Source organism: Kribbella sp. NBC_01484 (assembly GCF_036227145.1).
GTDB lineage: Bacteria > Actinomycetota > Actinomycetes > Propionibacteriales > Kribbellaceae > Kribbella.
The window spans coordinates 7,665,801-7,685,537 of sequence record NZ_CP109437.1; the positions used below are offsets into that span (position 1 = coordinate 7,665,801).

Below are 19,737 nucleotides of genomic sequence, written 5' to 3' on the forward strand. Positions count from 1 at the left end.
GAATGGGAGCGCCGGCTGCCAAGGATGGCGACCAGATCACCGGGGTCGACACGCACATCGTCATGGTTCCCTCTGGGACCGCGCTCGTGCCGACCCCCTTGCCGCACCCCTTCGCGGGCCAGCTCAACGGGGACCTGTCGAGCGACGTCACGATCGAGCAGAAGGCAGCCGCGACTGTCGGCTCGACGGCCGATAACTCGCCACAGCACCTACCGACACCGCCGGGCACCTCGTTCCAGAGCCCGCCCAAGAACAAAGGCAAGATCACGCAGGGCAGCCAGACCGTCAAGATCAGCGGCAAGGCAGCCGCTCGTGCCGGGGATGCGGCGGAGACGTGCAACGATCCAGCCGATGCGCCGGTCGGTGTCGTGGTCGCCACGGGGACGGTGCTGATCGGATGAGCACGGAGTTTCTCGGGGTCGGCTGGGCCTTCCCCGTCAGACCGGGGGCGGACGGAGACGTGGCGCTCGCGCAGTACGAGGAGAGCGTCCGTCAGTCGGTGTGGATCATCCTCGGGACGAGCCGCGGTGAGCGTGCCATGCGGCCGGACTTCGGCTGCGGCCTGCAGGACCTCGTCTTCTCGGTTGGTGGAGCCCAGACCGCGGGTCTCGTCGCCGAGGAAGTGCGGCATGCCCTGACGGTGTGGGAACCACGGCTCGACCTGCTGGCCGTCACGGTCGAACCCGACGGCTTCCTCGGCACGACGCTCGGGATTCGCATCGAGTACCGCGTCCGCGCGACGAACAATGTGTTCAACCTCGTGTACCCGTTCTACCTCGAGCAGGCCGGCTCGTGACCGCGCCTCCCGTCGACCCGCGCGACCATGCGGCCATCGTCCACGACACGAAGGTCGCGCTCCGTCGAGCGCTCGGCCTCGCCGAGCCGCCGGCAGGCGAAGACCCCAGCGTTCCGGGCGAAGGACTGGTCGAGATCTTCGCGCGCCTGGCCGAGATCGTCGTCGACCGGCTGAACGCCGTACCCGACAAGAATCTGCTCGCCTTCCTCAGCCTCGTCGGGGTCACTCCTCAGCTGCCCCAACCAGCGAGGGTGCCGGTCACGTTCCACCTTGCGCCAGGGGCGACTCGCGCCAGGGTGCGCGCGGGGACGCAGGTTGCGGCCGTACCTGTCGAAGGCGAGACGATCGCACCGGTCTACGAGACAGACTCAGAGCTGGTCCTGACGGCGACGGTCCCCTTCGCCGCGTTTGTTCGTGAGCCGGAGGGTGATCTCTACCTCGACGCCACGAGCGTCACCACCCTGGGCGCAGCATCTATGACAGTTTTCGAGGGTGCACAGCCGATTCCGCACGAGCTCTACATCGCCACCGACCTCCTGGCGCTGCCGCAGCCGAAGGACGTCACACTCTGGCTCCAGCAGGCCGATGCAGCGCATTCCTGGCCATCCGGGCTCGTCTGGTCGCGCTTTGACGGCGTCGAATGGGAAGAGGTCCAGCCGACGCTCGATCGAGTGGACGGCGTGGGCGCTTGGCAGCTGAGCTTTGCGGCAATCCCTGCCGTTGTCCCCACCTCCGTGGGCGGCATGGAGGCCCCGTGGCTGCGGGCACAGCTCGCGACACCGCTCCCAACGGCAGAAACCGTCAGTGGTGACACGCCACCGGCCACCGAAGTACAGCAGGGCGGCCTCTCGCCGGACGCCGCCTATGCAGACGAGATAGCGCTGGACCCGACCCACGCAATGGCTCCGTTCGGCGAGGTGGTGCCGCGACAACAGTTCTCGATCGCCTCCAAGCAGGCGTTCTCCAAAGCCGGCGCTGCCGTCGCCATCGACGTCGAGCTCAACGATGCCCAGCCGCCGACGCCCGCTGCGTCGCTCGAGCTGACTTGGGCCTACTGGAACGGTAGCGAGCACGTCGCGTTGGGGACCTCCTCGCCCGCATCGGGCGCAGACCCGCAGGACCCGTTCGAGTTCGTCGACGGCACCCAGGCCTTCACCCGCAGCGGCACCATCACCTTCGTGGCACCTGCCGACTGGCACGTGTACGACGTCGCCGGTGTGTCGGAGTACTGGTTGGAGATCGGTATCTCGGGGGGCGACTTCGGCTCTCCGCCGGCCTATGCCGCACCGATCCTGACTCGGCTGGCCCTCGACTACGCATGGCCCTTGCCCGTCATCGAGAACGTCGGCGTCGAAGTCAGCATCGACCGACGCGGCCTACGACCAGACGCGGCCGGCTTCGGCTCGACGCCCCTCGACCTGACCAAGGACTTCCGGCCGTTCGGCGACAAGCCTCGCTTCAACGACACGTTCTACCTTGCGGCCGACGAGGCGCTGTCGATGCCCGGGGCGAAGGTAACCCTTCGGATCGCCGGCACCAAGACCGTGTCGGCAGCGGACACACCGATGCTTGCCTGGGAGGTCTTCGACGGGGCCGACCACGCCTGGCACCACGTCGTACCCGAGTCGGACACGACGGGAGCGCTGACGTTCACCAGTGGACTATCGGGTGTGGTCGTGCTGCGCACACCAGATGCCCCTGCTCCGGTCACAGTCGCCGGGCAAGAGCACTACTGGTTACGCGCGCGACTCGTCTCCGGCGACTACGGCAAGGACGCCGGCTTCACTTCGACTACCAACACCACCACGGGGCAGACGACCATTACGCCGTACAACGCGACGTGGGACCCACCCTCCATCAAGTCCCTGACGGTCGACTACGACTTCAGAGCGGACCGCCATGAGCCGGAGGGCGTCGCGACACTGAACGACTTTCGCGTGGCATATCCAAGCGAGTCCTTCATGCCGTTCGTCGTCACCGACGATCATCGGCCGACGTTCTACCTCGGCGTCGATGGCCCGTTCGCCGGCGACACAACGACCCTCTTCTTCGATGTACCCGACGTGACCTACTCCCACGGGGGGCAACTGGCGCCCGACGAGCCACCAACGGTCGTCTGGGAGTACTGGGGTCCTGATGGCTGGCAGCCGCTCGGGACCAGGGACGAGACGCACGGTTTCCGTACTCGTGGGCTGCTCACGTTCATCGCCCCGACCGACATGTCTCCTTCGGTCGAGTTCGACCGTAGCGCCTACTGGCTACGAGCCCGCTGGGAACGTGGCGACTACGTCGCGCTACCACGCCTGTCGCGCATCCTCACGAACACCGTGTGGGCGCGGAATGTAAGGACAGTGCTTGACGAGGTCCTCGGCTCAAGCACTGGCCAGGAGAGTCAGACATTCACGACGGCACACGCGCCGGTACTCCTGGGCCAGCGGATCGACGTCCGCGAGGCCGGTCCGCTGTCTGCCGCTGAGTTGGCGATCGCCTTCACCGTGGCGGGCGAGGACGCTGCCGCCGCCATGCCGGCCGTCTCGAGTGCGCAGGGAGACGTCTGGGTGCCGTGGAGCGAGGTCGTGGACTTCTACGGCTCTGGTCCCCGCAGTCGCCACTACACGCTCGACCACACCACCGGCGAGGTCTGCTTCGGCGACGGCCTCCGCGGCATGATTCCCTCACCAGGACGATCGAGCATTCGCGCGACCTTCTATGAGACCGGCGGTGGCGCGGTCGGCAACCGACCGGCTGGTTCTGTCGTCCAGCTGAAGTCCGCGATTCCTTACGTCGACAAGGTGACGAACCTCGAGCCGGCCGACGGCGGTGCCGATGCCGAGGCGCTCGACACGGTTCGCGAACGGGGTCCTCGGCAGCTCCGGCACGGCAACCGGGCTGTCACGATCGCCGACGTCGAGGATCTGGCCCGAGAAGCGTCGCCGGGAGTCGGGCGCGTGCTCGGCGTACCCGCGACCTCCGCTTCGGACGCGGGTACGGTCGGGGTCGTTGTCGTGCCGACGAGCGCGGCGCGCCTCCCCGTTCCCAGTGTCGAACTGCTAGCACGGGTCGAGGAGTACGTCAGGAGCCGCCTACCACCGGTTGTGGACCTCTGGGTGGCCGGTCCCGGCTGGGTGCAGATCGCGGTGACGGCCCAGGTCGTGCCTGTCTCGCTCAACGACGCGACCGACGTGCAGGGCGCGATTCGCGCCGCGCTCAACGCCTATCTGCATCCTCTCTCGGGCGGGCACGACGGCGCCGGCTGGCCCTTCGGCCGGACGCCACACCGCGCCGATCTGCTCTCGCTGATCGAGGGTGTCCCGGGCGTCGATCATGTCGAAGGGCTCGCGGTGGCGCAAACGCTGACGACACCAGCGCCAGTTCCTGCGGCGCTGCTCCCCTACTCTGCCGACCATGTGATCGCGATGGACGGCTCGACCGAGAGCAGCCAACGATGACCCTCTCGCAGCCAAGCCTCGACGACCGCCGGTTCGACGACCTCTTCGCGGAGGCGCGGTCCCTGATCCCTACCTACAAACCGGAGTGGACGGACCACAACCCGTCTGATCCAGGCATCACGTTGCTCGAGCTCTTCGCGTGGCTCGCCGAGATGCTGATCTATCGTGCCGACCAGGTTCCCGCCAGGCACCGGCTGGTCTTCTTACGCCTTCTCAACGGACCGGACTGGACGCCGACCGGCCCGCTGGACGAAGAGATCGCCACAACCCTGACCCGCTTGCGCAGCCGCTATCGCGCGGTCACCTCGGACGACTTCGAGGCGCTCGCTCTCGCCGCGACGACGGAGGCGGTGCGAGCGTTGGCGCTCCCGATGCGTGATCTGGGTGCCGGCGACGAGCAAGGTCGTCTCCAGCGGCAGCCGGGATATGTCAGTGTCATCGTCCTGCCTGGCGACGACGTCGCCGACGAGGGCGCGATGCGCGACACGGTACGTGTGTACCTGGAGCCGCGCCGGTTACTGACCGTTCAGCACGTGATCGCGCAGCCGGTATGGGCACCCGTTACGGCCGAGGTGCTGGTTGCTCGACGAGCAGACGTGCCGGATGCCGCCGTACGCGACGCCATCGTCAACACGCTGACGCAGTTCCTGGACCCACGCGTCGGCGGGCGGGACGGGACCGGCTGGCCGTTCGGCAGGGACGTTTACGTCTCGGAGCTGTACTCCGAGCTCCAGGGTCTGTCGCACATTGACTACACCGTAGATATTCAGCTCGACAGCGCCTGCCTCCCCCACGCATACCGGTGTGTCCGGGCCGAGCAGCTCTGGGACAACCAGGGCGACCAGATCGGCCTACAGCTGGCTCCCCACCACTTGCCCCAGGCAACCATCTCACCGGACGCTGTCGTCGTCGCCAGGTCGTTCCTTGCCGTGCGTGCCGTCATCGGTGTGACACCAGTTGACGGCGTGATGCCCACCGTCGTTCGCCGCGCTGTCAAGGACGGGCTGCGAATTCTGTTCCACCCGTTGCACAACGGCCCGACAGGCGATGGGCCTTGGACCATCGGCTCAGACCGCGTGCTCGCGAGCCTGCGCGCGCGACTGGCCGGCGTCGCCAAGGTCACTAGCGTCTACTTCGAGGGAGATCCGGCACGGGTGACAACGGACGAGCGTGGCGTGATCACGGTCTACGTCGACGAGAACCAGCTCATCGACCTGCAGACCGACGTCGTGGTAGGTGAGCCGTGATCGACCCGACAGTGAACACGCAGACACCACACCCACCGGCCGCAAAGGGCAGCCAGTACCTCAGCTACCTGCCGGCCATCTACCAGCAGGATGCGACGCGCGACAGCACGAACTGGCTCGGCCACTTCCTCAAAGGCTTCGAGGCAATACTCACCGGGACGGGCGATCCGGCGGCACCCGGCCTGGAGGAGCAGTTCGAGGGCATCCAGGGTGCGTTGGGCGGGATCGAGCGAACCTTCGAACCTGGGCCAGGGTCGCCGGACGGGTTCCGCACGCCGGACGAGTTCCTCGACTGGCTCTCCGGGTGGGTCGCCCTCTCCCTGCGCGCCGATGTTCCGCCCGAACGCCAGCGCCTTCTGATCGCGAATGCCGTCCCGCTGTATCGGATCCGTGGGACGAAGGCCGGTCTCGAGAAGCTAGTCAGCCTGTACACGACGTTGGGTTGCACGGTCCTCGATGCTGGCCCGCGGCTACAGATCGGCGTCCATTCGACCATTGGGGAGGACACGTCGATCGACGGCGGACCACCGCACTACTTCCGCTTGACCGTGCGGCTCGCTACTACCGAGCCGGCTGAGATCGCGGCCCAGCGGCAGATCCTCACGTCGATCATCGACGCGGAGAAACCAGCCCACACCTACTTCGACCTCGAGATCGTGACGCCGGTCCTCCAGATCGGTGTCACCTCGCACGTCGGAGTCGACACGTTGCTCGATGGCGAACGATAAGGAAGGCGAGGAGCTAGAGCCCATGGACGACCTCACTACTGTCAAGCGGCTGCACTACTTCGATCACCAGTTCCTGCGCGCCAATGACTTCACCGACGAGCAGAGCTATCACGTCACGATGCGACGGCTGCACAACCAGCTGCTCCACAGCTGGGGTATCGCAGCCGGCCTCGAGGTGACATTCCAAGGTGGCGCCACCGCGGTCACCGTCGGATCGGGCGTCGCGATCGACGGCCTCGGTCGCGAGATCGTCGTGCCGGCGGACCAACTGGTCGAGCTCGTGAGCTTCGCCGCCGACCAAAAAGTCTACGTCACGGTCTCCTATGCCGAACAGGACACCGACGAGAGCGCCGAGACCGGCGCATCCGGTGACACCCGCACGACCGAGCAACCGAAGTTCGCGTCGCTCTTGAACGCCCCGGGTGACGCGAGCCAACAGATTGTGCTCGCGGTGGTGAGCCGGACGGGAACCGAGGTGACTGCTGTCGACACGTCCGTTCGACGGCCTGCCGGTACGGCCGGTGGCAGCCTCGACGTGCTCGGGCTCAGCTTCCGCGATCCGACGATCGTCTCGACCGGCTGGGTCCAGATGCGCCTCGAAGCGGTCAACCGCGCCCTGCTCGATGGAAGCCTGCATATCTCGGAGTCGCTGGACGTCGGAGGTAATGCCAGCGTCGCCGGGGGCCTGACAGCCAGCACGCTCGGCTGGGGAACGGGCTCGCAGCTGACAACCGAGCAGGGCGGGAGCATCGAGCTCGGCGGAAACAACAACGTCGCAGGCTCCGGGACGCCTTTCGTCGACTTCCACTTCACCGGCAAGAAGGAGGACTACAACGTCCGTCTCATCAACGACGCCGACCATCAGCTGACCATCACGGGGGCACCCGTCGGCAACCTGCGCGTCACCGGTGACCTCACCGCCCGCAGTCTCAGCTGGGGCGCGGGGTCACAGCTGAGCGGCGACCAAGGCGGAAGCGTCGAGCTCGGCGGCAACAACACCGTAGCGGGCACGGGCACCCCCTATATCGACTTCCACTTCAACGGCAAGAGTCAGGACTTCAACGTCCGCCTGATCAACGACGCCGACGGACAGCTGACCATCGCCGGGAGGACGCGGGTCCTGAGCGACCTCAGCGTCGCAGGAACGCTCTACACCGGCAGCCTCGCCGCGAACGCCGGGCGCAACCCCACGTTCAACACCGGCGAGGTGCACGTGGCCGGAGCTGGTGGTGGCGGCTGGTCCTTCGGGAACCGCGAAACACCGGAGGCGCAGATCTTCGATGGAGCGGCCGGCACACGCTGGGTGCTCTATTCGTCCGCGACCGTAGCGCGACTGTGGGCCAGCGGGACTGGTGATCGTCTCAGCGTCAATCCTTCTGGTGACACGGTCATCGCCGGAACTCTCGGCACCGCTGGTTGGCCAGCCACGCCACACCAGCCAGGCTGGGGTGGCGGGCTCCGTACCTGGGACATCGAGGCAGAGGGCTCGATCTGGTCCGCACACAGCATCACCGCACTCGGCGGTAAGGGCGGCTACGTCACCGACCAGTTCGTCAACAACACCGGCGAGTCACTCAATGAAGGGGACGTCGTCGTTCTGGCCCTGAAGCAAACCCAGCTCAAGTGGGGAATGCGCGACAACATCCCGCTCCCTGAGGTCGACCCTGCCGACCAGCCGTACGACACCCGCGTGTGCGGGATCGTGTCACAGCTGCGTGGCGACATGATGTCGAAGGACGGAAAGAAGGCAGCGCGCTCGCGCCGCGGGAAGAAGAACCTCCTCGACCTCGAGGCGCGCCGTTACTCAGACACAGAGGCCGAGGAGATGGGCCATGCAGAGGTCAAGCCGGGTCAGATCGGTGAGATGGTGACTCTGGGCGCCTTCAGCCATTGCAATGTGGACGCTGACATCGCACCGATCGAGGTGGGCGACCTGCTGACGACCAGCCCTACTCGCGGGCATGCCCAGAAGGTTCTCGAGCCGGAACGAGCCATTGGCGCCATCGTCGCCAAGTCGCTCGCTGCGGTTCCGAAGGGTAAGGCGAAGATTCCAGTGATGGTGCTGCTGCAATGACGGCCACAGAGGGAGATGTGATGGACAACAAGGTTCAGGAGCGATTGACGGCCCTACGCAGGGAGTTCGAGACCGGCCAGCACCGGTTGGCTGAGATCGAGGCACAGCGTGCACAGGTGACCGAGACGCTGCTCCGTATCAGCGGTGCGATCCAGGTGCTTGAAGAGTTGGAAGGCGAACGGCCACGCGCGCCAGAGCAGTCGACCAACGGCGACACAGCCATGATGAGCAACGGTTGATTGCGTAGCGGGCACTCCCAGGTCTGGCGCGTGCCATGGAACTGCGGGTGCTCGGCGGAGGTCGGGTTGTACCAGCGACTGCGGGTGCCAGAGCGGGCGACTTCGCAAGCGGTCGCCTCCCCTTCTCCACCTGCCCAGGTAGGGCACGACGAAATCATGCGCCAGCAAGCGCAGGTCGGAAACCGAGCAGTCACCGCAGCACTGACGCTGCAGCGCAGCGTCAGTGCTGGGCAAGCGGCAGTTCCCGCGAGATCGACACCGCGGTGCCTGCCAATACCACGATGTCGATCGCGAGAGCCCAGCACACGTCGAATGGCACGGAGTACAAGCTCTGATGCGGCGAGCTGGGTATATCCGTAGGCACTGGTTGGTGTGGCTTCGGTGCGCTCGTCCATCCGCGTTTCGTGCGGGGCGCCGCCGTATTCTGCGGAGGAACCGAGCTGGATCAGGCGGGCCGACGGGCGCTCCAGGCGAGCGCCATGAGCAGCCAGTGTACGGCGACGGCGCATGGGAGAGCCGAGGTATGGAGCAGCGACCGGACAACGTCGCGTTGCGCGGCCCGGCTGCCCGACCGCCCCGGAGCGGATCATGCGTCTGGGAGCGCCCCGGCCAACGTACACCTCAGCGTGAGTCGGCCGCGATCGCCTCCGCGGTCGTGCTGGCCGCGGAGGCGATCGTAGGTGCGGTCTTCGGGTCGCGAGCCACTGTGAAACTGCCCAAGCGACCATTTCGCGGCAGGCGTCTGTGGTTGAGCAAGTCCAGCGCTCGCAGACCCAGCACAGGATGTGTCGCTGGCTGACGGGTCCGGGGCGCCTGCGGGCCTCGCTCACCGAGCATCCGCAACGAGAGGCGGACGCCACCGGAAGTCACGCTGAGACTCGGACAAGGCGATACGGCAGCAGGTGCCCTTGAAATGTCGAGGCACCGGTTCGAGAATGGCCATTGACAGGCCGTCGGCCAAGCCGTCGTCGTCTTGCCGAAGATAGGCAGAATGATGCGCACCAGCTCCTGGGATACGACTGGTCACGAATTGACGAACGTGGCCTGGGCCATCGCGCCCGCACGAATCCAGGCGTCCGCGGCGGCTTCCCCCGCAGCGACGAATCCGCTCCTCAGTCTCCAGCGAACCGTCGGCAACCACGCCGTCGTGGCGATGCTCTCGCGGGCCGCTCCAGGAAAGAAGGAGCCGACCGTGGGCGACGTCACAAGCCACCTTGGTCCTGGTCGGCCGCTCGAGTCCGAGGAGCTCAGGAAGCTGGAGGCAGCGACAGCAGCCAAGCTCGACCGGGTCCGTCTCCACCATGGCGTAGCAGCCGACAAGCTCGCCCGCGCATTCGACGCGAAAGCATTCACACTCGGCACGGATATCGTCCTCGCTCACGGCGAGCAAGTCGCCACCGACGAGGGGAAACGCCTGCTAGCGCACGAGATCGCGCATGTCGTGCAACAAGGTATCCAGCCTGCGCCGACCGCTCAGCGGCTCGAAATCGGCGCCGTAAACGACCCGGCCGAGCAGCAGGCCGAATCAGTATCCAATCGGATAATGTCACGATCGACATCGACGGCGTTGCAGAGGCGTTCGAGCGGCGGCGGGCCGTCACCGATCCTCCGGCGCGCCCCGAGGAGCGGCACTCAAAGGGGACTGACGATCGAAGCCACACCCGAAGGCGTGAGCGTCGCACGACTTCAGCGCGGTGAAGCGGAAAGGGCCGTCGCCGACTACATCGACCGCTACCTCGAGACGACGATCACTCAATCGCACCGACTTGCCTATCTTGAGTTCCGATCGTGGTATCGCGCGTACAAAGCGGCGAGGGCTCTCGCGGAGCACAGCGTCGCCGAGGCGGTATGCAAATGGGTGTTCAAGCGTGCGATCAACCTCATCTTCCCGGAGGAGGCGATCGCCGAGGGTGCCGCCGAGGAAGCGATCACCGCGACCGCGCAGGCCATGCTGAAGCTTCCAGAGACGATCAAAGAGAAGAGCGAAGCAGCCCTAGAGTTCGCGCTCGAGCATCTTAAGCCCAATGAGACAGGAAATATCGAGCAGTTCCTCGATTCGGTGGGGCTTGCCGAGGAACGCGCAATCACGAAACTGCTCGAGGCCGGCCCAGAGTTCCGAAAGGCGAATCCGGCTCTCATGAACAGGGCGATCGACGAATTCGCGTTTGCTCGGATGGACCCGGACAAGCCTTGGCCGACGGTTGACGACGTGCCCCCCAATGTCAAGGCGATCCTCGCGTCCGCGGGAATCGGCTCCCCCGGCCCCGCAGCGGCCACTCGGGCCGCCGAACGCTGGCTCGCGGCACATATCCGCGCTGTCCACGAAAGCGACGAGGCTTATCGCACCGGTCGTGCTGCGTGGGACGAAGACGTCGTCGCGATGATCTCTGCATTGCGCCAAATGGGTGCCTTTGAGAACCGCCAGCGCATCTATCGGCTGGAGCAGAGGATTCCGTCATTCTTCAGGTCGATGGTCAACATCAACAGCGATTCCGGTGCGATAATGCACATCAGACTGGGCGTCGATCGCGATGACGCCGACGCGATAGTCGCGAACCGTCCATACGCCTCCACGGACGAACTCGTGACTAAGAAAGTCCTCACGAGCGCGCGCTACGAGGCCATCAGGCACCTTACGGTCGCTGTGCCTGACTGATATGGAGGTCGCTCACCTACGGGTGTTCGTTGTCGGATCCTGACTTGATAATCCCTGTTCGGGATCGTCACCTTCGGCATGGTCTACGGCGCCACGGCCGCGGTCTGGCCGTCGTTCTACGGCGAGATGTTCCCGGCCCGGGTGTGGCTCCTCGAACCACTGTCGGGCCTCGTCGATGTAAGCGGTGACCGGTGCCAGTTCCTTCGCGTCGATTCCACTCAGCTGCCCCGCATCGAGGAGATGACCTGCAACGCCGAGGCACGCCTGGCCGAGGCCCAGAACCAGGCGCGGCTCGGTGAGGTCGCGGCAGGAGGAATCGCTGAAGCGCCTGCGGCAACGACTGACAGAGGCCGAGAGTGAGCTCCCCTCGATCATTGACCGGCCCCGATGGTCAGGCGTCAGAACCGGCGCGTCTCGATTCTGTGCCGCGGGCTTCACACCCCGACCGCCCACCCGCCTGATGTAACGCGTGCTACATTCTCATGTGTGACAGGTGCGGGCGGCTGTCGTTGGCTGGTGTTGGTGGTCCGGATCACCGCGGAACCGTCGCGCCATCGGGTCGGGGTGTGGCGGGAACTGCGCAAGGCGGGGGCCCTGTCGCTGGGCCAGGGCGTCTGGGCTGTCCCGGATCTGCCGGCCTTCGCTGCGGGTGTGGAGCGCGCGGCCGTGTTGGTCGGGCGTGCCGACGGCGAGGCGACGGTTCTGGAGGCGGCGGGGCGCGGCCCTGCCGATGCGGCTCGTCTCGAGTCGCTGTTCAACGCGGCCCGGCAGGCTGATTGGGCCGAGTTCGTGGCCGACTGCGGGAAGTTCGAGGCCGAGGTGGCCAAGGAGATCCGCATCGAGAAGTTCACGCTGGCCGAGCTCGAGGAGGAGGAGCAGAGCCTGGAGCGGCTGCGGCGTTGGCATCGCGACCTGACCGTCCGCGACGTATTCGGCACGCCGGAGGGCAGCCACGCCTCGGCACGCTTGAAAGAGTGCGTAGCAGTTTGTGAGGACTATGCCGAGCGTGTCTTCCGCGCCCTGCACGAGACGGTGGGCGACGAGCGATGACCAGCCCGGCGACGTCGATCGCGGTCGCAGCATCGGGCCGGTGGATGTGGCCGCTGTATGCGGCCGGATTCACGACGGCTTTCGGTGCGCACGCGGTCGCGGCGAACCTCGGTGGGTTCTCCGACGACGCGGTCAAGTCGCTGCTGACCCTGGGTGCGTTGCTGGCCCTGTACGACGGCGCCGAGGTGCTGCTGAAGCCGGTGTTCGGCACCATCGCTGACCGGATCGGCGCCCGCCCGGTGCTCTTGTCCGGGTTGGTCGGCTTCGCGTTGGCGTCTGCGCTGTATGTGATCGCGGACAGCCCGGGGTGGTTGTGGGCCGCGCGGCTTGGCCAGGGCGCCGCGGCGTCGGCGTTCTCGCCCGCGGCGTCGGCGCTGGTCGCGAGGCTGAACCCGGCCGCCAAGCACGGCCGCGCGTTCGGCAGTTACGGCTTCTACAAGAGCATCGGCTACACCCTCGGCCCGCTGCTCGGCGGTGCCCTGGTGTGGTTCGCCGGGTTCCGGCTGCTGTTCGCGGTGATGACGGTCCTCGGCCTGCTGGTCGCTGCCTGGGCGCTGGTCGCGGTTCCAGCCGTGCCGCCGCTGCCGCGGGCACGCCAGACGGTGCTGGATCTGGCCCGCCGGGTGACCGATCCGGTGTTTCTGCGGCCGACCGCCGCGCTGGCCGGTGCGACCGCGGCCCTGTCGGTGGGTGTCGGTTTCCTGCCAGTGACTGGTGCGGCGGCGGGTCTGGGGACGATCGCGACCGGTGCGGCGGTGTCGGTGCTGGCCGCCACTGCGGCGCTGGTTCAGCCCCGTGCCGGCCGGGCCCTGGACGCCGGGCGCCTCAGCGCGCGGTCCGGGATCGGCATCGGGCTGGCACTTGCGGCGGCCGGCCTGGGTTGTGCGGCGCTGCCCGGCCTTGCCGGTGTACTGCTGGCCGCGGTGTTGATCGGCGCCGGCACCGGCCTGATCACACCGCTGGGCTTCGCTGCCCTCGCGGCCTCGACCCCTCAGGCCCGGCTCGGTCAGACGATGGGGACCGCGGAACTCGGCCGCGAACTGGGCGATGCCGGCGGCCCCCTGCTTGTTGCGGGCATCGCCACCGCCACGGCGCTGACCTATGGCTATGCCGCGCTGGCGATCCTGCTAGCCGCCGGACCCGCCGCCGCGGTGATCGGAGCGTCCCGTCGGCGCCGTCACCGCAGCCGCGCGTGACGGGCGGCCGGGCGTTAGTCGTCACGTCCGTCATCGCGCCGGTGGGCAGGGCGATCGTCATCGCTCCCGCCTTCAGGCGTGGCGAATGACGTTCGGCTGCGCCGCGTGCTCGAACAGGCCTTCTCCGGTGTGCTGCACCGCGGCCGCCGGCAAGATCCCGATCAGCAGCCCAGCGACCACGGCGGTGACCACCAGCGGCCGCCGTGGCGGCGCCGGTGCCAGGAGCGCCTGAACCCGGGCAACCACGTCCCCACCGGTCGCGGCCGACCCAGCGGCCGCCGTCATCGTGGACCCGGCGAAGCGGCTCTGCAGTTGCGCCACGTGGACCAGGGTTGCGGCGACCAGGCGCCGGTCGCCGACATGGCAGGCCGCGTCCTCGTCGGCCCACCGTTCGACCGCCGTCGCCACTGCCCGCGCGGCGGGGCGCAGCAGCGGATTCGCCGCCGCGGCCAGGTCAGCGGCCAGGGTCCACCAGGCGTGGTGGTGGGTCAGATGTGAGGTCTCGTGCGCCAGCAGCACCCGCCGCTCCTGCGGGGCCAGCGTGCGCAACAGGCCGGTGGTGACGATGATGCGGCCCGCGGGCTGGGCAGTGGTGAACGCCTCCGGCCGCTCGTCGTCCAGCACCACCAAGCCACCGACCACCCTCAGGTCCCGGCAGCTACGGTGCACGACCAGCAGCGCCCACACCCGGCGGGCAGAGGTCAGCATGAGTGAGAGCGCCGCCAGGCCGACCAGGGCGCTGCTGACGATGGCCGGCCCGGCAGGAACGGGACTGTCGCTGCGCAGCGCGGCCGGCGACCACGCGCCCTGCGCGGCGACCAACGGGAACTGGCCGATCCAGGTGAACGCCAGCACACCGAGAATGAACACCCCACTGGCAGCAGCGAGCAGGCCCGCGGGGACGAGCAGCCGGGTCGCTGCCGCCGGCGGCAGCCGCCGGGAGACTGCCGGAGCGGCAAGCGCGTAGACCACGATCGCGACGATGCCGATCACAGCGGCCGCGGTCATGGCCGTTCAGCCTCTGGATCAGCGCCGAGCAGGTCGACGAGAAGCCGCGATTCCTCCGGCGACAGGCCGCTGGCGAACCGGGTGAGGACTGCGGCCCGGTCCCCCCGTGCGTCCAGCAGCCGGTGGATCTGATGCGCGGTGACGGCGGCGTCGTCGACCACAGCCGTATAGGCATACGAACGCCCGACCCGGTCCCTGGTCGCCAGCCCCTTGGCCTGCATCCGGGCCAGCACCGTCATCACCGTCGTGTACGCCAGGCCGCCGCCGATGGCATCGCGGACAGCACCGGTCGTCATCGGGCCGCCACCGGCCACCAGGGCCGCGAAAACCTGCTGCTCCAGATCACCACGACCACGGTTCTGACTCCGTGAAGCCACCAGCCACCACCCTCACGACTACTACAAAGATCGTAGTAACATTGGCTACTACCTTGATTGTAGTAGACGGGATGCGGGCATGAACCAGTGGTTGTTCGAGCAGATCAACGCCTTCGCGAAGGCGACACCGTGGCTGCACGGTGCGGCCCGGGCCTACGCCGGATACGGCGTCGCCCTGTTCGCGGGTCTGCTGCTGGCCGGATGGTGGATCGCCCGGCGCAGCGGCGAGGTGTCGCGGGTCGCCGCGGCCATCACGGCCGGCGGTGCCACGCTGCTCGCGCTCGCCGTCAATCAGCCGATCGTGCACGCGGTCCACGAAGCCCGGCCCTACACGACGCTGACGAACATCCTCGTGCTGGCCAACCGCAGCCCCGACGCGTCGTTCCCCTCCGATCACGCCACCATGGCCGGCGCCGTGGCTATCGGTCTGCTGATCGTGTCCCGGCGCCTCGGCGTGATCGCCGTGGTCGCCGCGGTCCTGATGGCCTTCACCCGCGTCTATATCGCCGCCCACTACCCGGCCGACGTCGCCGCCGGACTCCTGCTGGGCGGGGTCGTCGCCGTCCTCACCTGGCTGCTCGTCCGCCGGCCGCTGACTTTCCTGCTTGCGGCCCTGGCGGGCACCCGGCTGCGTCCCGTCCTCGTGACTGCAGGCCACACCCAACTGTCATGACCCGGCTGACCGACTGGCTCCTCGGCCTGCACGGCCTGGCCGTGTACGGCCTGGTCGGTCTGCTCGTGTTCGCCGAAGACGCACTGTTCGTCGGGTTCGTCCTCCCCGGCGAAACCGCGGCCGTGCTCGGCGGCGTCGCCGCCAGCCGCGGCCACGCATCCCTGCCGGTGATGCTGGCCGTGGTGGTCGGTGCCGCGATCCTCGGCGACACCGTCGGCTACGAAGTCGGCCGCCATCTCGGCCCGCGGATCCTGCTCACCCGAGTCCTGGCGAGACGCAGCGAGCGGATCGACGCCGCGCGTGAGCAACTCGCACGCCGTGGCGGCGCCGCAGTCTTCCTCGCCCGGTTCGTCGCGTTCCTCCGCGCCACCATGCCCGCCCTCGCCGGCACCGCAGGCATGCGCTACCCGAAATTCCTCGCCTACAACGCCGCCGGTGGATTCATCTGGGGCACCTCCGCCGTGCTGCTCGGCTACCTCGCCGGCAACTCCTACACCACCATCGAAAAGACCTTCGGGCGCGCGACCGCCCTGATCGTCCTCGCAGCCGCCGTCGCCGCTGTCGTCATCTGGCGGATCCGCCGACGCTCCACCCGCCGAACAGACCAATCAAGCCGCCGACCGTGACCTCCGTGCCTACCGGCCTTGCAGCCGTACTAACAGCAGTTGCCCTCGGCATCTTGGTCGCCAAGACCATCCCAGCAGTCACCGCGCACCGAGGCCAGATCCACGCGACCAGCCACAACGTCGCGACCTGCACGATCCACGCCGAACGACCCGGCGACAGCCGAACCCAGACTCTCACCCACCTCGCCGACTGCCTCCAGGACAACCACCAGATCCGCACCGGAGCCGGCGACATCACCCTCACCATCGACAGCCTCGCATTCGTCGGTGCAAGCGGCTAGCAGATCATCCACAGCCGGCCCCACTAACCAACCGTGCTACCCCGATCGGGGTACGTTCGGAGGCGGACATGCCCGACGAGTTCGACATCATCTTCGAACTGATGGCCGGCTTCTTCGTGGAAACCATCATCCTGCTCGTCATCCTGATCCGCCTCGACCAGCCCCGCGACAGCACCCCAACCAACCACCGCCCGTCGGCATCCTCGATCCAGCCGCCGCAGGCCGACAAGTCAGCCGCGACCACCCGGCAACCTGGTAGCGCAGACACGTGCCCCACTGAGCAGGCGGCCGAGTCGGCCGACCTACCAGGCCAGCATTGGCAAGTTGAGGGAAGCGCAGAGGCGCGCTGAGGCCGAGAGCCAACTGTCCGCCGCGTTGACCGCCCAGCTGATTGCCTTGCCTAATATGCCCAGCGACTGGCAAGTCCGTAACCGAGGCAATGACCGATGGTCAGGTCGGACAGGAGCCTGGTTTCGCGGGTCCGATCGGCCACCGCGAGGCCGGACACGTCAGGCTGGCGCCGATCGGGCGTAGGTCGCGAAGCTCGATTTCGATGGTTTCCTGCAGCTGCGGGCACGGCACGCTGATCCGCGCGGTGTCTGCCACCTCGCCGGTGCTGACACCACTGCAGTGGGCTCTTGGGGGCATCCGCAGAAACTCGGTCAGACCCTGGGCATTTCCTGAACCGTTCGACGTCGCCGGCCGTATGTGTCGTTGGGGTGCGCGATGGCTCGAGATCTTGTCCGTCGAGCGTTCGGTGCCTGATGGAGAAGAGCGATTACTGACTGAGGTCGATGGGGGTGTGGGATGGATCCGATGCGGCAGGCCAAGACTCCCGTGACGGCGCTTGCCGGGCCGTACGGGCACCCGTTGCACCCGGCAATCGTGGCTGTGCCGATCGGGTCGTGGATCGCGACTGTGGTGTTCGACCTAGGTTCCCGGGTCGTCGGCGACGGCGAGTTCCTGGCCAGAGGCTCGCGCTGGCTGATCGCGCTGGGGGTGCTCGGCGCGCTGGCCGCCGCGGTGTTCGGGTTCCTCGATTTCCTGGCGATTCCGGCGGGTACGCCGGCGTTCCGGAGAGCGGTCGTGCACCTTTCGCTGAATCTCGGCGTCACTGCGGCGTACGTCGTCAACTTCCTGCTCCCAGACGATCATGCGCCTCGGGTCGGTTGGGGACTGATCGCGCTGTCGCTGGTCAGCCTTGCTGCGCTAGCGGTGTCGGGCTACCTCGGCGGCAAGCTTGCTTACCGGTACGGCGTCCGGGTCGCTGACGAGACGACTCAGCTCGAGGGATATCAGGATTCACCAGCCACCGAAAAGGAGGAGACCTGATGGCCATTGCCGCTTTGGTGACCTGGCTGGTCACAGCAGGAATCGGATTCAGCATGCTTTACCGGTGGATATCCAAGGGCGGCGTCCAAGCTGCCCGAGGCGGCACCGAGCGCACCAGCCGATTCCCGCCCGGCCTGATCTTCGGCCACTTCGCGCTCGCGGCCACAGGCCTGATCCTCTGGATCATCTACACGATCACCGACACCGAGGCGTTGACCTGGGTGGCGTTCGTGTTCCTGATCGCCATCGCCGTCCTGGGCGATCTATTGTTCCTGCGCTGGCGCCGCGGGCCGACCTCCGGCACGGTCGAGTCCAGCCTGCCCAAGCCGGTCGTCTACACCCATGGGGTGTTCGCGGCGACAACCATCGTGCTTGTGCTGCTCACCGCGCTCGGTGTCGGGGAGAGCTGACCGGCATGCCCGTGCGACCCGGGCGGTTGCTCGACTGCCTTGGCGAGCCCTAGCTGGAGCGGTCCCGTGAGTTCGGGCGACAAGTTGCCCATGGCCACAGTCTCGTCCCCGGTCCCGGCTGTAGGCCAGGCTCCTCGGCGGATGGACTGGCGGGCGAGGGCGCCGGCGGCGACCCCGAGGGCCCAGCCTGCGATGGCGTCGCTGGGCCTGTGGTAGTGCAGCTGCACGGTGGCGATCGCCACACCGACCGCGATCACGGGCACGCCCCAGCGGGTCAGCCGGTCTCCGCGGCTGCCACGTGTGGTGGCCAGGGCGGCCGCGAGGAGCAGGAGAGCTCCGGCGTCCGCGGCGTGACCGGAGGCGTACGACATGCCGTCGTGGAAGACGAATTCGAGTCGGCTGCGCGGCGGGGTACGCCCGACGACGATCTTCGACGCCCAGATCACCGCCTTGATGGCGAGAATCCACCCGCCGGCGGTCAGGATCGGGCAGACCGTGCGGCGGCGCACGAGATGGGTCAGCGCCGCTGCGTTCAGCACCAGACACAGGAATCCGGCCCCGCCGAGCTCGACCACGAGCCGCCAGCCCACCGGCTCGGCCGCCGATCGGACGGGCGACACCGATCACGTCACGATCCCAGCGGCCCAGCCGACCACCGGTCATCACATCGATCATGACCCACACCAGCACCACCGCAGCCGCGCAGAGCAGCAGTACCCGGCCGAGGCTTCTGCCGGGCTGGGCCGATGCCGTGACCTCGGCCTCGCTCGCTCGCCGGCCACGGGTGGAGCAATGATGCTCAGCGCTATTCTGCGGCGCGGCTGGCGGCTGGCGTGCGGCGGATGAGGCGTCGTTCGGGAACCTCCGCCAACCCGGCCGGGCCGACGGACCCTAGTGGCGGGGTGAGCCCGGGCCGTATCGCTTGGCCATCGGGTCCGCGCTGAGCCCATGGGCGACGACGCTGGGCAGATGGTGAAGGTGATGGCGCTAATGGCCGGTCTCGCTGCGGACTCGGCCAGGTCTTCGAGGGCGAGCAGCCCGAAGGCGACCGACGCCAGACCGCGTTGGCCGAACCAGCCCACGAACAGCACCGCGAGCCGGCCAAGATGTGCCCCGGCCAGTGCGACCGCCACCGGCACCATCCGGATCACTGTCAGGCTGAGCACCGCATAGGCTACCGTCTGCCAGGTCAGGCTTTCCAGAGCTGGCACCACCGCAGCCACCCCGAACATCAGCCAAACCAACAGCGACAGCACAGCGCCGGTTTCTTCCACGACGGGAACCAGCGATCGTGACGAATCCGCGAGCCTCATATGAGGCGCGGCGTCCCATCCAACTGTCGTTCTCCTCGGCCCTGCGGCTGGCCTGCGCATGCGGTGCGAGGTTCGTCTTCGGGAACGCGTCGAGAGCGACGGCGCCCTGCTGTCGTGCGTGGTCGATCGCTGCGTCGAGCAACGCGCTGGCGACTCCGGTTCCCCGGGCTTCGCGATCGACGTAGAAGCAGGTGACGGCGAACACATCATGGTCGCCAGGAGTTGGGCCGTACTGCCGGAGACCGTTCAAGCCGGCTGTGGTCCTCACGCGGCGCGACGGCG

The 19,737-nt window shown here is 67.6% G+C and carries 21 protein-coding genes and 1 pseudogene; 17 read left to right on the forward strand and 5 right to left on the reverse strand.

The genetic code is table 11. The features are described from left to right. Positions 1–2: 2 nt before the first annotated feature. The 7 genes from OG555_RS37005 to OG555_RS37035 are packed head-to-tail and all read left to right on the forward strand — an operon-like array spanning position 3 to position 8,533. Positions 3–401 carry a PAAR domain-containing protein gene (locus OG555_RS37005; RefSeq protein ID WP_329477774.1) on the forward strand — a complete coding sequence of 133 codons (399 nt, stop codon included), beginning with the start codon at positions 3–5 and terminating at the stop codon, positions 399–401. After that, positions 398–796 carry a GPW/gp25 family protein gene (locus OG555_RS37010; protein WP_329477776.1) on the forward strand — a complete coding sequence of 133 codons (399 nt, stop codon included), beginning with the start codon at positions 398–400 and terminating at the stop codon, positions 794–796. Before OG555_RS37005 ends, OG555_RS37010 begins: the two co-directional genes overlap by 4 nt. After that, on the forward strand, positions 793–4,245 hold the full coding sequence (locus OG555_RS37015) for a putative baseplate assembly protein (protein ID WP_329477778.1): 3,453 nt from the start codon (positions 793–795) through the stop codon (positions 4,243–4,245). The genes OG555_RS37010 and OG555_RS37015 overlap by 4 nt, the downstream gene beginning before the upstream one ends. Next, positions 4,242–5,492, forward strand: coding sequence for a hypothetical protein (locus tag OG555_RS37020; protein ID WP_329477780.1), 1,251 nt, complete (start codon positions 4,242–4,244; stop codon positions 5,490–5,492). Before OG555_RS37015 ends, OG555_RS37020 begins: the two co-directional genes overlap by 4 nt. Next, positions 5,489–6,220 carry a phage tail protein gene (locus tag OG555_RS37025; RefSeq protein WP_329477782.1) on the forward strand — a complete coding sequence of 244 codons (732 nt, stop codon included), beginning with the start codon at positions 5,489–5,491 and terminating at the stop codon, positions 6,218–6,220. The genes OG555_RS37020 and OG555_RS37025 overlap by 4 nt, the downstream gene beginning before the upstream one ends. 22 nt (positions 6,221–6,242) lie before the next feature. Further along, positions 6,243–8,294, forward strand: a complete 2,052-nt coding sequence (locus tag OG555_RS37030; RefSeq protein ID WP_329477784.1) for a hypothetical protein — start codon at positions 6,243–6,245, stop codon at positions 8,292–8,294. A gap of 20 nt (positions 8,295–8,314) precedes the next feature. After that, positions 8,315–8,533: a hypothetical protein gene (locus OG555_RS37035; RefSeq protein WP_329484949.1), complete on the forward strand. Its 219-nt coding sequence runs from the start codon at positions 8,315–8,317 to the stop codon at positions 8,531–8,533. Positions 8,534–8,901: 368 nt separating this feature from the next. Here the strand turns inward: OG555_RS37035 and OG555_RS37040 are convergent. Then, positions 8,902–9,261 (reverse strand): annotated as a pseudogene (locus OG555_RS37040) (hypothetical protein); the annotation flags it as partial. A 263-nt stretch (positions 9,262–9,524) separates the two neighbouring features. Between OG555_RS37040 and OG555_RS37045 the strand changes: the two are divergent. From OG555_RS37045 to OG555_RS37060, 4 genes are all read left to right on the forward strand, one after another. Further along, the gene (locus OG555_RS37045; protein ID WP_329477787.1) at positions 9,525–11,189 is read left to right on the forward strand and encodes an eCIS core domain-containing protein; all 1,665 of its coding nucleotides are present in this window, start codon (positions 9,525–9,527) and stop codon (positions 11,187–11,189) included. Positions 11,190–11,267: 78 nt separating this feature from the next. Beyond that, positions 11,268–11,549 (forward strand): hypothetical protein, encoded by a 282-nt coding sequence (locus OG555_RS37050; protein WP_329477789.1) that lies wholly within the window; start codon positions 11,268–11,270, stop codon positions 11,547–11,549. Between the two features lie 162 nt (positions 11,550–11,711). Beyond that, on the forward strand, positions 11,712–12,239 hold the full coding sequence (locus OG555_RS37055; protein WP_329477792.1) for a Chromate resistance protein ChrB: 528 nt from the start codon (positions 11,712–11,714) through the stop codon (positions 12,237–12,239). Next, entirely contained in the window at positions 12,236–13,435 is a 1,200-nt protein-coding gene (locus tag OG555_RS37060; RefSeq protein ID WP_329477794.1) for an MFS transporter, read from the forward strand. Before OG555_RS37055 ends, OG555_RS37060 begins: the two co-directional genes overlap by 4 nt. A gap of 72 nt (positions 13,436–13,507) precedes the next feature. Here OG555_RS37060 and OG555_RS37065 read toward each other — a convergent pair whose 3' ends face one another. Beyond that, positions 13,508–14,443 (reverse strand): M56 family metallopeptidase, encoded by a 936-nt coding sequence (locus tag OG555_RS37065; RefSeq protein WP_329477796.1) that lies wholly within the window; start codon positions 14,441–14,443, stop codon positions 13,508–13,510. After that, positions 14,440–14,820, reverse strand: a complete 381-nt coding sequence (locus tag OG555_RS37070) for a BlaI/MecI/CopY family transcriptional regulator (RefSeq protein WP_329477798.1) — start codon at positions 14,818–14,820, stop codon at positions 14,440–14,442. The genes OG555_RS37065 and OG555_RS37070 overlap by 4 nt, the downstream gene beginning before the upstream one ends. Before the next feature lie 79 nt (positions 14,821–14,899). Here OG555_RS37070 and OG555_RS37075 point away from each other — a divergent pair, with 79 nt between their 5' ends. The 6 genes from OG555_RS37075 (at position 14,900) to OG555_RS37100 (ending at position 18,142) form a co-directional block, all read left to right on the forward strand. Continuing rightward, positions 14,900–15,493 carry a phosphatase PAP2 family protein gene (locus tag OG555_RS37075; protein WP_329477800.1) on the forward strand — a complete coding sequence of 198 codons (594 nt, stop codon included), beginning with the start codon at positions 14,900–14,902 and terminating at the stop codon, positions 15,491–15,493. After that, positions 15,490–16,119 carry a DedA family protein gene (locus tag OG555_RS37080; RefSeq protein ID WP_329477802.1) on the forward strand — a complete coding sequence of 210 codons (630 nt, stop codon included), beginning with the start codon at positions 15,490–15,492 and terminating at the stop codon, positions 16,117–16,119. The genes OG555_RS37075 and OG555_RS37080 overlap by 4 nt, the downstream gene beginning before the upstream one ends. A 5-nt stretch (positions 16,120–16,124) precedes the next feature. Continuing rightward, positions 16,125–16,400, forward strand: coding sequence for a hypothetical protein (locus tag OG555_RS37085; RefSeq protein ID WP_329477804.1), 276 nt, complete (start codon positions 16,125–16,127; stop codon positions 16,398–16,400). Positions 16,401–16,468: 68 nt separating this feature from the next. Then, the gene (locus OG555_RS37090) at positions 16,469–16,750 is read left to right on the forward strand and encodes a hypothetical protein (RefSeq protein WP_329477806.1); all 282 of its coding nucleotides are present in this window, start codon (positions 16,469–16,471) and stop codon (positions 16,748–16,750) included. Positions 16,751–17,207: 457 nt separating this feature from the next. Next, entirely contained in the window at positions 17,208–17,732 is a 525-nt protein-coding gene (locus tag OG555_RS37095; RefSeq protein ID WP_329477808.1) for a DUF2231 domain-containing protein, read from the forward strand. After that, entirely contained in the window at positions 17,732–18,142 is a 411-nt protein-coding gene (locus OG555_RS37100) for a hypothetical protein (protein ID WP_329477810.1), read from the forward strand. Before OG555_RS37095 ends, OG555_RS37100 begins: the two co-directional genes overlap by 1 nt. Here the strand turns inward: OG555_RS37100 and OG555_RS37105 are convergent. Together OG555_RS37105 and OG555_RS43020 are read right to left on the reverse strand one after the other, a co-directional pair. Further along, the gene (locus tag OG555_RS37105) at positions 18,067–18,762 is read right to left on the reverse strand and encodes a phosphatase PAP2 family protein (protein ID WP_329477813.1); all 696 of its coding nucleotides are present in this window, start codon (positions 18,760–18,762) and stop codon (positions 18,067–18,069) included. The two genes, OG555_RS37100 and OG555_RS37105, sit on opposite strands and share 76 nt — an antisense overlap. 367 nt (positions 18,763–19,129) lie before the next feature. After that, positions 19,130–19,723 (reverse strand): GNAT family N-acetyltransferase, encoded by a 594-nt coding sequence (locus OG555_RS43020; protein WP_442914462.1) that lies wholly within the window; start codon positions 19,721–19,723, stop codon positions 19,130–19,132. Positions 19,724–19,737 lie beyond the last annotated feature (14 nt).